Raw genomic sequence first — 13,407 nt, 5'->3', positions numbered from 1 at the left:
CGCTCACGACTGCTCCTCCGCGCGGGCCTGGCGGGCCAAGTAGGTGATGATGAAGCCGATCGCCAGGACGAAGATGACGACCGCTATCGCCGAGGCGTAGCCGAGGTTCCCCGACGTGAACGCCTGCTGGAACATGTACGTGCTCAGGAGCTGCGTCGTGTTGTAGGGGCCGCCGCGGGTCATCGCCCACACGATGTCGAAGGTGCGCAGCGAGTCGATGACGGTGACCGCGAAGACCACCGTGTTCACCCCGCGAAGCTGCGGCATGACGATGTGCCAGAAGCGCTGCCAGGCGCTGGCGCCGTCGACGGCCGCGGCCTCCTCCAGCGTGGCGTCGCAGCCCTTCAGCCCCGCCAGGTACAGGACCATGATGTAGCCGACCTGCCGCCACACCGCGGCGACGAGGATCGCCGCCAGCGCCACGTCCGGGTCGGCCAGCCACTGCCGCGTCAGCGACTCCAGCCCCACCGCCTCCAGGCCCGCGTTGATCGGCCCGCCCGGCTGGTACATGACCCGCCAGAACAGGCCCGTCACGGCCATCGAGACGACCATCGGCAGGTAGATCGCGCTGCGGTAGAAGCCCACCCCGCGGCCGGGCTTGTTGAGCGCCACCGCCAGCGCCAGGCCGCCGACCACGGACAGGACGCCGAAGCCGACCACCCACAGGGCGTTGTTGGTCAGCGCCGTGCGGAAGATCGGGTCGTCGGCGAGATCTGTGAAGTTCTGCAGGCCCACCGGCTCGGCCGGGCTGATGCCGTTCCAGCGGGTCAGCGACAGGGAGAAGGAGTTGGCCGCCGGCCAGAAGACCCAGAACAGCTCCACGGCCACCGGCACCAGCAGGAAGACCCACACCAGCAGCGGCACCCGCCGCAGCCGCGCGCCCAGCGACGGGCCGCCCGGCCGGGCGGGACCGCCGGAGCGGGCGGCGGGACGGGTACCGCCCGGGCCCCGCCCCGCCGTCCGCGCCGCGGCCGACACGTCGCTGCTCACTGCCCGAAGACCCCCTCCGCGGCCCGCTGCCACTCCTCCAGGATCCGGTCGCGCGAGCCCGGGTCCGCGAGGAACTGCGTCAGCGCGGTGTCCGCCGTCGTCTGCAGCGCGTCGGAGGAGTCGCGGTTGAAGAACTGGGTGATCTCCTCCGTGGAGTTGAGCAGCTCGATGCCCTTCTGCACCAGCGGGCTGAACTGCGAGGTGTCCACGTCCGGGGACGTCGGCAGGTTGGAGGAGCCGGACTGCTCGATGAACGCCTGCTGCTGCTCGGGCGCGGCCAGGTAGGACAGGAAGGCGATGGTCGCGTCCGGGTCGGCGGTGCCGGCCGCGGCGAAGTAGCCGTCCGTGGGCGCCTCCTCGGCCGTGGGCACGTCCGGGTTGATCACCGGGACGGAGAAGAAGTCCAGGTCGTCCTGCTGGTCCTCCGGGAAGTACTGGGTGACGAAGGCGCCGATGAGGTACATGCCGGCCTGGTCCTGCGCCATCGGCACGGCCGCGTCCTGCGCCGAGTAGGACGCGGCATTGGGGTCGAAGTAGGGGATGAGCCGCTCGTACTGCTCCATCACCGCGACGACCTCCGGGTCGGTGAAGGAGCGCTCCCCGGCCAGCAGCTCCCGGTGGTACTGCGCGCCGTTGACCCGCAGGTTGAGGTAGTCGAACCAGCCCGAGGCCATCCACGGGGTCGAGCCGATGCCGTTGGCCAGCGGCGCGACGCCCTGGCCGGACAGGTTCTCGCACAGCGCGAGGAACTCGTCCCACGTGCTGGGCGGCTCCACGCCCCAGCGCTCGAAGGCGCTGCGCTTGTAGAAGACCGACCACCAGTAGTAGTTGGTGGGGACGAAGATCTGCGTGCCGTCGTCGGCGGTGGACAGGTTCTTCAGCGCCTCGGAGAAGCCGGCGCAGGCGCCGTCCCCCTCCCACATGCTCGACACGTCCAGCAGCAGGCCCTGGGCGGCGTAGTCGCGGGCCACCGACCCGGCGTACCAGCTCATGACGTCCGGCGGGGTGTTCGAGCGCAGGTAGTTGGTCAGCTGGGCGCGGAACTGCTCGGTGGCGACCGAGTTCATCGTCACGTCGCCGTCGTAGCCCTGCACGATCGCCTCGAGGGCGGCCTTGGGGGCGGTGTCCTGGATGGAGTTCTGGAAGACGATGCCGCCGCCGCCCCCTCCACCGCCGGCGGCCGTGCCGCCGCCCTCCGAGCCGCTGGTGCCGACGCAGCCGGTCAGCAGACCGGCCCCGCCGAGGCCGGCCGTGGCCGCGAGCAGGCTGCGCCGCGAGAGTCGGGAGTTCATCGTCGAACCTCCTGTGCGCCGTCCTCGGCGCGGTCGGGGTGGGTGGTGCCGGGCCCGTCGGGCCGGTCGGAGGGGGTGGTGCCGGTCAGGAGGGCCGCGCACTCGCGCTGGAGGGCGACGTCCGCCCACATGCTGTGCTGCGGCGCGGCGTTGGAGCAGACCACCGCGCCCCACGCGCCGAGGCGGTGGGCGTCGCGGACGGCGCGGCGGCACAGCTCCGCGCCGACCGGTCCCTCCTCGAAGCGCCCGTGCTTGGGGGTGTAGCCGACGTACCCCTCGCCCAGCACGAGCGGGACGCCGCGGGCGGCGGCGTGGTCGGCGGCCACCTCCAGCCACAGGGTCAGCTTCTGCTGCACCGCGAGCCGGTGCTCGCCCCAGCGGTCGTACAGCCAGCGGTCGAAGGCCTCCGGGTCGCACCAGTCGTGCACGTACACCTCCGGCAGCGACACGACGGTGGCGTCCAGCTTCCAGGCGTTGCCCTCGCCCGGCCCCCAGTCGCCGACCTCCGGGGCGCCGGGGCGCAGCAGCGGCGCGGCCCGCTCGCGGGAGAACCCCTCGACCGGCCCGCGCAGGCCGAAGACGTCGATGAGCTCCTGCAGGTTGCCGTAGGCGTAGGGGTGGACGACGAGGACGTCGGCGCTGGGCGGGACGGCGCTCAGCGCGGCGACGGGGACGCCGGCGTAGTTCACGGTGCACAGCCGGTCGGGGTGGCGCTGCTTGAAGCGGCGGATGCCGCGCTCCAGGCGGTCCGTCAGCGCCCTCACCGCCGGGTCGCCCCGCTCCACACCGAGGCCGTCGACGAGGAAGCCGATCTGGACCTCGTTGTGCAGCTCGGTGAACAGCACCGTCCCGTCCAGGCCCTGCTCGACCAGCAGGTCCAGCAGGTCGGCGTGCGCGTCGGCCAGGACCTCCGCGCGCTCCTCCGGGTCTACCGCGTGCAGCGCCTCGTACCAGGCGGGGTCGAGCGCGAACGACGGCGACTGCTGGTACTCCCAGCTGGAGACGATGACGTGGACGCCGTGGCGCTGGGCCGCGCGGAAGAACGCGAGGGTGTGCGCGCGCGCGTCGATCGTCGTCTCGTGGGCGACGTCGTACCAGCGCACGCCCTGCCCGTACTCCCCGCCCAGCGGGCCCAGCCGCAGCGCGGAGGTGTCGAGGCCGGAGCGGAACAGCAGGAACGGCATCGCGCAGATCCGCACGGTGTTGTACCCGCGCTCGACGGCCTGCGCGAAGGCCGCGTCCAGGTCCTCGAACGGCTCGCCCGGCCCCGTGCGCACGTACCAGGAGAAGTCCCACAGGCTGATGACGAGCTTCTCCGGCGCACCGGCCGGCAGGTTTCGGGTCCTCACCGGGCCACCTCCTCGACACGTGTGACGGACGGTTCGGGAACGCCCAGCAACCCCGGGCAGGTGGCCAGCGCGTGCGCCAGGTCGGCTGCGTGCCGGCTGGCCGCCAGCCGCGGGTCGTCCAGCAGCTCGCGCGCGCGGGCGGCGTCGCCGTCCAGCAGCGCCAGCTGCGCGTCCAGCACCGCGCTGCGCCGGTCGCGCACCACGAGCGGGTCCTCCTCGAACAGCAGCAGGTCCGGCAGCGAGGTGGCGAAGTAGTCCACGACCGGGACCGACGCCGCGAACTCGTCGCGGAAGCGGCGCAGCGACGCGGTCAGCGGCCCGTCGTCGCGGCCCAGCCGGCGCAGCGCCAGCACCGAGGAGAACGTCGCCTCGCTGTGCTCCTGCGTGCTCATCGCCAGGAAGTCCCCGCGGTGCTCGGCCGCGACCTCCCACGCCGTGCGCGCCGCGGCCGCGTCGCCGGCCGCGGCCAGCGCGTCGCCCAGCAGCAGGTGCAGCTGCGCGGTGGCCGCCAGCGGGTGCCGCGCCTCGCCCAGGCACGCGGGGCTGTCCAGCGCCGCCCGCAGGTGCGCGACGGCCGCGGCCGGGTCGTCCGCGAGCACCTCCAACGCCAGGCGGGTGCGGGCCCGCTCCCACGCCGAGAGGACCTGCCCCTCTCCGCCCTCCCACGGCTGGAACGTGCGGCCGGTCAGCAGCTGCACGGCCCGCGCGGCGTCGCCGGTGCTCACCAGCAGGTGCGCGACCTCCACGAGCGCGTCGTCGCGCTGCTCGGCCAGGTCCCAGCGCTCGCGCCAGCGCGTCAGCCGCTGCTGGGGGCCCAGGCCGCGCAGCGCGTCGAGCTGGTCCACCTCGAAGCGCAGCCGCGCCTCGTCGGGGGCGGCCTCCTCCGCCCGCGCGTACGCGGCGCGCGCCGCCTCGAGGTCGTGGTGGTCGTTGACCAGCGCCAGGCCGAGGTTGCGGTGCGGGACCGGGTCGTCCGGGGCGCCCGCCGCACCGGCCAGCCAGTCCTCGACGGCGTCGGCGTGCCGGCCCGCCGCGTACAGCCAGTGCCCGCGCAGCGCCCGCGCCCGCGGGTCGGCCGCCGAGGCGCTCAGCGCGGCCACGTCCTCGCGTCGGCCCGGGAAGCACCACGTCGTGTCGCGGGTGGCGGCGTCGGCGCGGGCCGCGGCCGCCTCACGAGCGCGGCCGAGACGGTCGAGGACGAGGGCGCGGTGGTGGGCCAGCAGCGGGCCGGCCGCCGGCTGCCCCGACGCCCGCAGGGGCTCGCGCGCCTCCGCCTCGTCGAGCACGCGCAACGCGCCCTCCAGCTCCCCGGCGCCGGCCAGCTCCAGCGCCACGTCCAGGCAGGTCTGCGCGTCGGCGCTCGCGGGCAGGCCGTCCAGGTGGCGCAGCCACGCGTCCAGCGGGTCCAGGGCGCGGGCGGCGGCCAGGACGTCCTCCGCCACGCCGGACTCCACGTCGCCGAGGCGACGGCGGCACACCACCTCCAGGGCGGCGGCCTGCAGGTGCTCCGGTTCCACCCGGCGCACGTCCGCCAGCCGGTGCAGCGCGGCCGCGGTGCGCCCGGCGCGCGCGTCCAGCCGCGCCATCCGGTACCCGGCCGGACCCCGCCACGCCCGCGTCCACGACGCGCGCCCGTAGGCGTCGTAGGCGTCGTCCTCGCAGCCGCGGGCCTCCAGGACCACACCGAGCAGGTACAGCGCGGTGGTGTCCTGCGGGGTGGGGTGCCGGGAGGTGAGGCGGTCCACCGCGCGGCGCAGCAGGTCCTCCGCCCGCTCGTCCAGGCCCGCGCGGTAGGCGCGCACCGCCAGGCCCACGAGGCTCGGCACGTGCCCGGGGTCGCGGGCCAGCGCCTCGCGCCAGTACGGCTCGGGGGAGCGGGTCGCGTGCCGGTACAGCTCCAGGTGCTCGGCGGTCAGCGCCAGCTCCTCCACGCTGGTCACGTCCGCCGGTGCGGGCGGCTCGGTGGCGGGGCCGGGGACCTCCCCGATCCCGGTGCGCTCCTCGGCGGTGCTCCAGCGCACCAGTTCCCGGCCCTCGTGGACGACCGACACCTCCACGTCGCCCGCGGGCACCTCGTGCGCGCGCAGCAGCGCCGCCGACGGGTCCAGGTCCACCGTCTCGACCGCGACGACGTCCCCGCCGGCGCGCAGCTCCACCCGCACCCCGGCGCGCGGGCGGGTGACGACGACGGCGAGCCGCACCCGGTCGCCGTCGCGGCGCAGGCTGACGGCCGCGTCGGCGCTCGCCCGGTCCACCGGGCCGGTGTGCCGCACCGGGTACCAGGACTGGGTGAACACCTTCGTCTCCCCGGGCGCCAGCACCGAGAAGTCCGGCTGGTTGTCGGTGAACACCCCCGCCATCAGCTCGACGTAGTGCGCGCCGTCGTCGGCCAGGTTCGCGTCCCACGCGTGCCCGAACGGGGAGTTCCCCCACGTCCACTGCTTCTTGCCGACCGCGACCTGGTGGTCGGCGACGTGGACGAAACCCACCCCGCTGGCGTGGTCGTAGCCGCCGAAGAAGTCCTCCCGGCTGCCCAGGGCCATGTACGAGGTCGGCACGGGGATCGTGCGGTACCAGTCGATCCGGTCGCCGGTACCGCGCGCGCCGTCGGCCGCGGTGAACTCCTCGCCGGCGCGGGCGGGGTAGTCCACGCCGTAGTAGTGCCGGTCCGCGGCCGGGTACCCGGTCACCGCGCGCTTGGCGTGGTCGGCGACCACGGTCACGTCGTGCGGGAAGAAGGACTGGTAGTCGTCGTCGACGCGGGCGGCCACGTTGGCCCACCACAGGAACGACTGCGGCAGCTCGGTGCGGTTGGCCAGGCGCACCTGGAGCTCCAGCACGGAGCTGCCCGGGCGCAGCCGCAGCGCGTGCGTGCCCCGCATGCGCGTGAACGGGTCGTGGTCGGAGCAGCGGACGACGACCGCGCCGTCCTCCTCGGTCACCGCCTCCCAGTCCGTCGGCAGGTAGGTGGCCGGGCGGTGGTGCTGCGGCCAGTTGAACTCCACGCCGCCGGCGATCCACGGCCCGGCCAGCCCCACCAGGGCGGGTTTGACGACCGGGTTCGCGTAGAAGAGGTCCCGGCCGCTGGTGCGGTCGCGGACCACGTGCACGCGCCCGCCCAGCTCCGGCAGCACCACCACGTGCAGCCACTCGTTCTGCAGGTGCACCGCCGTCCAGGCGTGCTCGACGGGCTCGGTGGCGATGCGGTGGTGGAACGGCAGCGGGTACACCCGCCCCGAGGAGCCCTGGTAGACGCGGCGGTCCAGGTAGGCGGGGAACACCTCCGGCGGCAGCGGGTGGTACGTCGGCAGCGTCAGCGGCGCGCTCCAGGCCGCGGCCGGGAGCTCCGCCAGGGCGGCGGGCCGGGCCGGCAGGCCGAGCTGCGTCTCGTCGTCGAGCATGCCGCGACGGTAGGCCGGAGATCACCGCGCGGAGAAGGGACGATCCGACGCGAGCACCTGGACGATCCGACGGTCAGGACCACCCGGACGGCGCTAGCGTCGCGGCGTGCGCATCCGCGAGGGGTTCCCCGGCCAGCGCCTGCGGGTCCTGCCCGCCGACGTCGCCCGCGCCGCCGCCGCGTCCGGGCCGACGTCGCGGTTGCTCGTCACCGACGCCGGGTACTTCCCGCACGCCCACCACCACGGCCGCACCCGCCGCCGCGGCGCCAGCGGCACCGTCGTCATCGTGTGCGTGGGCGGGCGCGGCTGGTGCCGCACCACCGGTGGGGAGGTGGCCGTCGCCGGCGGGCAGGCGCTCGTGCTGCCCGCCGGCCTGCCGCACACCTACGGCGCCGACGACGCGCACCCCTGGACGATCTGGTGGCTGCACGCGGCCGGGCCCGACGCCCGTTCCTTCGACCGCCAGCTCGGCGGGGACCCGCCGCGCCCCGCCGTCGTCGACCTGCACGACGTGCTGGAGGTCCAGCGCGACGTCGAGCGCGTCGTGGAGCACCTGGAGACCGACGAGACCGGCCCGACCTTGCTGCGCGCGGCCGGCGCCGCCTGGTCGGTGCTGGCGCAGGTGGCCGCCGACGCCGCCGCCGGCAGCCCCGAGCGGCGCGAACCCGTGCGCCAGGCCCAGGAGCACCTGCGCGCCCACCTCGACGCGCCCGTGTCCGTCACCGCCCTGGCCCGGGAGGCGGGGCTGTCCACCTCCCACTTCACCGCCCTGTTCCGCGCCGCCACCGGGGGAGGGGTCGTCGAGTACGCCAAGCGGCTGCGGATGGCCCACGCCTGCGAGCTGCTCGTCACCACCGACCTGCCGGTGGCTGAGGTCGCCCGCTCCGTCGGGTACGCCGACCCCTTCTACTTCGCCCGGCACTTCCGCGGGGTGCACGGGTGCAGCCCGACGGCGTTCCGGCGCCGGGAGGAGTGAGGACGCGTCACTCACCTGGCGCGTGACTTACCTGGGACGTCACTCACCTGGGACGTCAGCGGTGCCGAGCCGCTGCGTCAGCGGGAGGTGGCGTCGGGGAGGGGTTGACAGCCAGCCTGCGCGGCCACGGCGACGCGCCGGTCGTGGGCGTCGCCGGCGCGGCGTGTCGGCCGGTACTCGCAGGCCGGCTGTCAGCTCTGTCGGGCTGCAGAACTCCCCATGCATCTACTCTAAAGATGTTAGAGTACAGAAGTGGAGCAGCGAGACGTCGACGAAGCCCTGGAGGCACCTCCGGAGGAGGTCGGCCGCGCCCTCGCCGCCCTGCCGGAGAGCCAGTGGTTCGAGCGCAAGAGCGCCCGCACCAGCCCGGCCAAGCTGAGCCAGGCGGTGATCGCCCTCGCCAACGCCGAGGGCGGCACGCTCGTCGTCGGCATCCACGACGGCCGGGTCGAGGGCACCGACGCGGACCCCCGGCACCGGAACGAGCTGCAGCAGGTCCACGTCCAGCACGTGCAGCCGCCAGCCCGCGTCCACACGCGCTTGCTGCCGTGCCGCACCGACGACGGCCGCGACGACCACCTCCTCGTCCTGGACGTGAACCCCGGCGACGAGGTGCACGCCACCACCAGGGACGACGTGTACCTGCGCCTCGGCGACGAGACCCGCCGCCTCACCTACGTGCAGCGCCGCGAGCTCTTCTTCGACCGCCGCCAGGCGGGCTTCGAGGCCCAGCTCACCGCCGTCCGCCTCGACGACCCCGGTGACGTCGACGTCGAGGCCGCGCAGGCGTACGCGGCCCGGGTCGGGCACCCGACGTGGCAGGGGCTGTTCGCGGCGCGCGGGCTGGTGCGGGACGGCAGGCTCACCGTCGCGGGCCTCCTCCTGTTCGGGCGCCACCCCGGCAGCGAGTTCCCCAACGCCCACGTCCGGGTCACCCGCTTCGCCGGCCGCGACCGCGGGACGGGTTCGCGGCAGCAGGTGCTGTCTGACGAGCGCGTCGAGGGTCCGCTGCCCAGGCTCCTGCGCGACGTGCCCGCGCACGTCCGGCAGGTGCAGCCCCGCCGACGGGCCCTCGGCAGGGGAGGGCGGTTCGAGCAGGTGCCCGCCGTCCCGGAGGACGCCTGGCTGGAGGCCGTGGTCAACGCCGTCGTCCACCGCTCCTACAGCCTGCAGAGCGACCACGTCCACGTCGACGTCTTCGACGACCGCGTCGAGGTCGAGAGCCCGGGGAGGTTCCCCGGGCTGTCGGACCTGCGGGACCCGCTGTCCATCCACCGGTTCGCCCGCAACCCGCGGATCGCCCGGGTGTGCGCCGACCTGGACTTCGGGCAGGAGTTCGGCGAAGGCATCCGCCGCATGTTCGAGGAGATGCGGCTGGCGGGCCTGCAGCCGCCCCTGTACCGGCAGACGGAGAGCAGCGTCCGCCTGGTCCTCGCCGCGGAGCGTTCGGCCGGTGACGACGGGGCCCGGCTGCCGGAGGAGACCCCCCTGGTGGTCGCCGCACTGCGCGAGGCCGGACGACTGAGCACCCGCGACCTCGCCGAGGTGATGGGCCTGGCGCGCCCCACCGCGATCAAGAGGCTCGCGCAGCTGCGCGAGCAGGGCGTCGTCCGCTGGAACGGGCAGTCCCCCCGGGACCCGCGGGCCTACTGGGACCTGCCGTCCTGAGCGCCGTGGACCGAGCCCTGCTGCCTCAGGAGTGCTGGGCCGTCCAGGCCGCGTGCAACCGCGAGTACGGCCCGCCCGCGTGCGCCAGCTCGGCGGCCGGGCCCACCTCGACCACGCGCCCGGAGTCCACGACCACGACGGTGTCGGCGGCCTCGGCGGTCGAGAGCCGGTGCGCGATCGCCACCGACGTGCGGCCGGACAGCACGCCCTCCAGCGCCCGCTGCAGGCGCACCTCGGTGGCCGGGTCGACCGAGGAGGTCGCCTCGTCCAGCACCAGCAGGTCCGGGTCGGCCAGGTGCGCGCGGGCCAGCGCCACCAGCTGGCGCTCGCCGGCGGACAGGCGCTCGCCGCGCTGGCCGACGGGGGTGTCCAGCCCCTCGGGCAGGTCCTCCAGCCACGCGGTCAGGCCCAGGTCGGCGAAGGCCGCGGTCACGTCGTCGTCGGTGGCGCCGGGCCTGCCGCGGCGCACGTTGTCCCCGACGGTGGCGTCGAAGAGGAAACCCTCCTGCGGGACGGCCACCACGCGCCGGTGCAGCTCGCGCCCGGGCAGGTCGCGCGCGTCCACGCCGTTGAGCAGCACCCGCCCCGAGGCCGGGTCCACCAGGCGGGTCACCAGCCGCGCCAGCGTCGTCTTGCCCGAACCGGTCTCCCCGACCACGGCCGTGCGCGACCCGGCGGGCAGGTGCAGGTCCACTCCGCTCAGCACGACCCTGTCGGTGCCGGGGTAGGTGTAGGCGACGTCCTCCACGCGCACCTCCACCGGCCCGGCGGGCAGCTCCCGCACCCGCTCCGGCGCCGGGTCCGGCACCACGACCGGGGTGTCGACGAGGTCGACCACGCGCCGCCACCCGGCCAGGGCGTTCTGCAGCTCGTTGAGGACCTCGGTGGCCGCCTGCACCGGGCCCACCCACAGCTGCGCGAGGAACAGGAACGCCAGCAGCCGGCCCAGGGTGATGTCGTCGTCGACGCCCAGCAGGGTGCCGACCACGATGACGAGGGCGACGACCAGGCCGGAGACGAGGACGCCGGTGGAGAACGTCGCCGCCGTGGCGACCTGCGCCTTGACGGCCTGCTTGCGGTGCGCCTCCACGGCCGCGTCCACGTTGCGCCACGAGCGCGCCGAGGCGGCGTGCGCGCGGATGACGTCGGCGCCCACGACCGTCTCGGAGACCGCGCCCAGCAGTTCGCCCATCCGCACCCGCACCGCCGCGTAGGCGCGCGCCACGGGCCGCTGCAGCTGGTGGCGGGCCAGGACCAGCGGCACGAAGCAGCCGATCACCACCAGGGCCAGCTGCCAGGAGTAGACGAGCATCAGCGCCGTCGCCAGGACGACCTGTCCCAGCGACAGGACGAGCACGAGCATGCCGGTCTGCAGGAACGTGGAGATGGTGTCCACGTCGCTGGTGACGCGGCTGACCAGCGACCCGCGCCGCTCCCCGGACTGGGTGAGCACCGACAGGTCGTGCACGTGCCGGAACGCCCGGGTGCGCAGGTTCGCCAGCCCCGCCTCGGTGGCGCGGAACAGGCGCACGTTGACGACCCACGCGGTGACGGACGTGACGACGAGGACCGCCGCGGCCAGCGCGCAGATCAGCACGACCCGGCCCACGTCCGGGCCGCCGTCGGCCAGCACACCGGTGTCGATGGTCTGCTGCACCGCGATCGGGACGACGAGCTTGCCGAGCGTCGTGGCCGCGGCGATGGCCAGGGTCAGACCCAGGCCGTCGGCGAACTGCGGGGCCAGTTCCCGCGAGCGGCGCAGCACGCCCTCGCGGCGGCGGTCGGCGGGGGAGGGGGCGGTGGTCGCGCTCACGCCATCCCCGCCCCGCGGGCCGCCTCGCCGCGCTCGCGCGCCGCGCGCGCGTACGCGGTGACGAGCTCGCGGTAGCCCTCGTCGCGCGCGGCCACCTCGTCCGCCGGTCCCCGGTCCACGACCCGTCCCCTCTCCAGGTGCACCACCTCGTCGGCCAGCGCGATCGTCGCCGGCCGGTACGCCACGACCACCACGGTCGTGCCCGCCCCGGAGTCGGCCAGGCCGTCCAGGACGGCCCGCTCCACCGCCGGGTCCAGCGCGCTGGTCGCGTCGTCCAGCACCAGCAGCCGCGGCCTGCGCACGAGAGCCCGCGCCAGGGCCAGGCGCTGGCGCTGCCCGCCCGACAGCGTCGAGCCGCGCTCGCCGACCAGCTCGTCCAGCCCGTGCGGCAGGGCGGCGACGAAGTCCTCGGCGCGCGCCAGGCGCAGCGCCTGCCACACGTCCTCGTCGTCCACGCGCCGGTCGGCGGGGACCTCCTCGCTGTCCAGGCCGAGGGCGATGTTGCCGCGCACGGTGTCGTCGAAGACGAACGTCGTCTGCGGCACCAGGGCCGCCGCACCGGCCACGCGGCCCTCGGCCAGCTCGCGCACGTCGACGCCGTCCAGCAGGACCTGCCCGGAGGTGGGGTCGACCAGGCGCACGAGCAGCCCGGCCAGCGTGGACTTGCCGGCGCCCGTGCCGCCGACGACGGCGACGGTCGTGCCGGGGGCGACGTCGAGGGTGACGTCGGCCAGCGCGGGCCGGGCCTCGCGCCGGGCCGGGCGGGCGGGCGCGTCCGGGCCGCGGCGCTGCGCGGCCAGCGGGTCGGCGGCCGGCTCGGGGTGGCGGTAGCCCAGGCCGGTCGCGGCGACGGTCGCGGGCGCCTGGGAGGCGGGCAGGTCGCGCGCGCCCCACGGGGTCGTCGCCGCCTCGCGCAGGACCGCCTGCACGCGCGCGTCGCCGGCGACGGTGCGCGGCAGCTCGGCCAGCACCCAGCCGAAGGAGCGCACGGGGAAGGCCAGCAGGCTGAGCAGGTAGGCGATCTGCACGAGGTCGCCGACGCTGACGTCCCCGGCGGCGGCGCGGGCGACGCCGACGGCGAGGACGGCGAGGGTCCCCAGGCTCGGCAGCGCCTCGATGATCGGCTCGAACGCGCCGCGGGTGCGGCCGGCGGCGACGTTCGCGGCGCGCAGGCGGTCGGCGTCGGTGGCGAAGCGCTCGACCTCCTCCTCGCCCAGGCCGAGGGTCTTGACGACCAGGGCGCCCTCGAAGCTCTCGTGGGCGGTGGCCGACACCTCGCCGCGCAGCTGCTGCACGCGCGCCACGCGCGGGGACATGCGCCGCTGGTAGGCGACGTTCGCGGCCAGCAGCGCCGGCAGGACGAGCAGGCCGACGGCGGCGAGCACCGGGTCGGCGGCGGCCATCGCGACCCCGGCGACGGCGATGAGGACGACGACGCCGAGCGCGAACGGCAGCACCGCCATCGCCTGCCAGGTGGCCTCCACGTCGGAGCCGGCGGTGGCCAGCAGCCGTCCGGCGGGGTGGGCGTGGTGCCACGACAGCGGCAGTTCCAGGTAGCGGCGGGCCAGTCGGCGGCGGTAGCGCGCCTGCAGCGCGTACATGGTGGCGCCCGCGGCGATGCGCCGCAGCAGGATCCCGACGACGGTGACGAGCGTGACGCCCATCAGCGTGGCCCCGGCCAGCCACACGTCGCCGGTGTCCACGGAGCCCTCACCGGTGACGGCGGGCACGACGACGCGCTCGGTGGTGCGCCCCACGAGCCAGCCGGTGGCGGCGGTGCCGGCGCCGTAGACGAAGGACCCGACGACGGCCAGGCCGAACAGGCGCGGTTCCTCCCGCGCACCGCGGGCCAGGGTGCGCATGCCGCTGACGAAGGTGCCGCTCACTGCACGAAGACTGGCACGCGGCCGGTGATCCG

General features: G+C 75.4%; 8 protein-coding genes. 2 read left to right on the top strand and 6 right to left on the bottom strand.

Annotated features, from left to right (window positions below):
• Window positions 1–3: 3 nt before the first annotated feature.
• From AB8M62_RS00995 to AB8M62_RS00980, 4 genes are all read right to left on the bottom strand, one after another.
• Window positions 4–885: a carbohydrate ABC transporter permease gene (locus tag AB8M62_RS00995; RefSeq protein WP_373694823.1), complete on the bottom strand. Its 882-nt coding sequence runs from the start codon at window positions 883–885 to the stop codon at window positions 4–6.
• Window positions 886–986: 101 nt separating this feature from the next.
• On the bottom strand, window positions 987–2,282 hold the full coding sequence (locus AB8M62_RS00990; RefSeq protein ID WP_369068346.1) for an ABC transporter substrate-binding protein: 1,296 nt from the start codon (window positions 2,280–2,282) through the stop codon (window positions 987–989).
• Window positions 2,279–3,631: a cellulase-like family protein gene (locus tag AB8M62_RS00985; RefSeq protein ID WP_369068345.1), complete on the bottom strand. Its 1,353-nt coding sequence runs from the start codon at window positions 3,629–3,631 to the stop codon at window positions 2,279–2,281. Before AB8M62_RS00985 ends, AB8M62_RS00990 begins: the two co-directional genes overlap by 4 nt.
• Window positions 3,628–7,032, bottom strand: a complete 3,405-nt coding sequence (locus AB8M62_RS00980) for a DUF5107 domain-containing protein (protein ID WP_369068344.1) — start codon at window positions 7,030–7,032, stop codon at window positions 3,628–3,630. The genes AB8M62_RS00985 and AB8M62_RS00980 overlap by 4 nt, the downstream gene beginning before the upstream one ends.
• 106 nt (window positions 7,033–7,138) lie before the next feature.
• Here AB8M62_RS00980 and AB8M62_RS00975 point away from each other — a divergent pair, with 106 nt between their 5' ends.
• Window positions 7,139–8,008, top strand: a complete 870-nt coding sequence (locus tag AB8M62_RS00975) for an AraC family transcriptional regulator (protein WP_369068343.1) — start codon at window positions 7,139–7,141, stop codon at window positions 8,006–8,008.
• Window positions 8,009–8,260: 252 nt separating this feature from the next.
• Window positions 8,261–9,676, top strand: a complete 1,416-nt coding sequence (locus tag AB8M62_RS00970; RefSeq protein ID WP_369068342.1) for an ATP-binding protein — start codon at window positions 8,261–8,263, stop codon at window positions 9,674–9,676.
• Between the two features lie 25 nt (window positions 9,677–9,701).
• Here AB8M62_RS00970 and AB8M62_RS00965 read toward each other — a convergent pair whose 3' ends face one another.
• Window positions 9,702–11,489, bottom strand: coding sequence for an ABC transporter ATP-binding protein (locus tag AB8M62_RS00965; RefSeq protein WP_369068341.1), 1,788 nt, complete (start codon window positions 11,487–11,489; stop codon window positions 9,702–9,704).
• A complete protein-coding gene (locus AB8M62_RS00960) occupies window positions 11,486–13,375 on the bottom strand; it encodes an ABC transporter ATP-binding protein (protein WP_369068339.1) in 1,890 nt (629 codons plus the stop codon). Before AB8M62_RS00960 ends, AB8M62_RS00965 begins: the two co-directional genes overlap by 4 nt.
• Between the last annotated feature and the right edge of the window lie 32 nt (window positions 13,376–13,407).

The sequence above is a fragment of the Kineococcus terrestris genome (assembly GCF_041020755.1).
GTDB classification, from domain to species: domain Bacteria; phylum Actinomycetota; class Actinomycetes; order Actinomycetales; family Kineococcaceae; genus Kineococcus; species Kineococcus terrestris.
The sequence above is the reverse complement of the archived record's forward strand: the minus strand, read 5'-3'. Positions and strand labels throughout refer to the sequence as shown.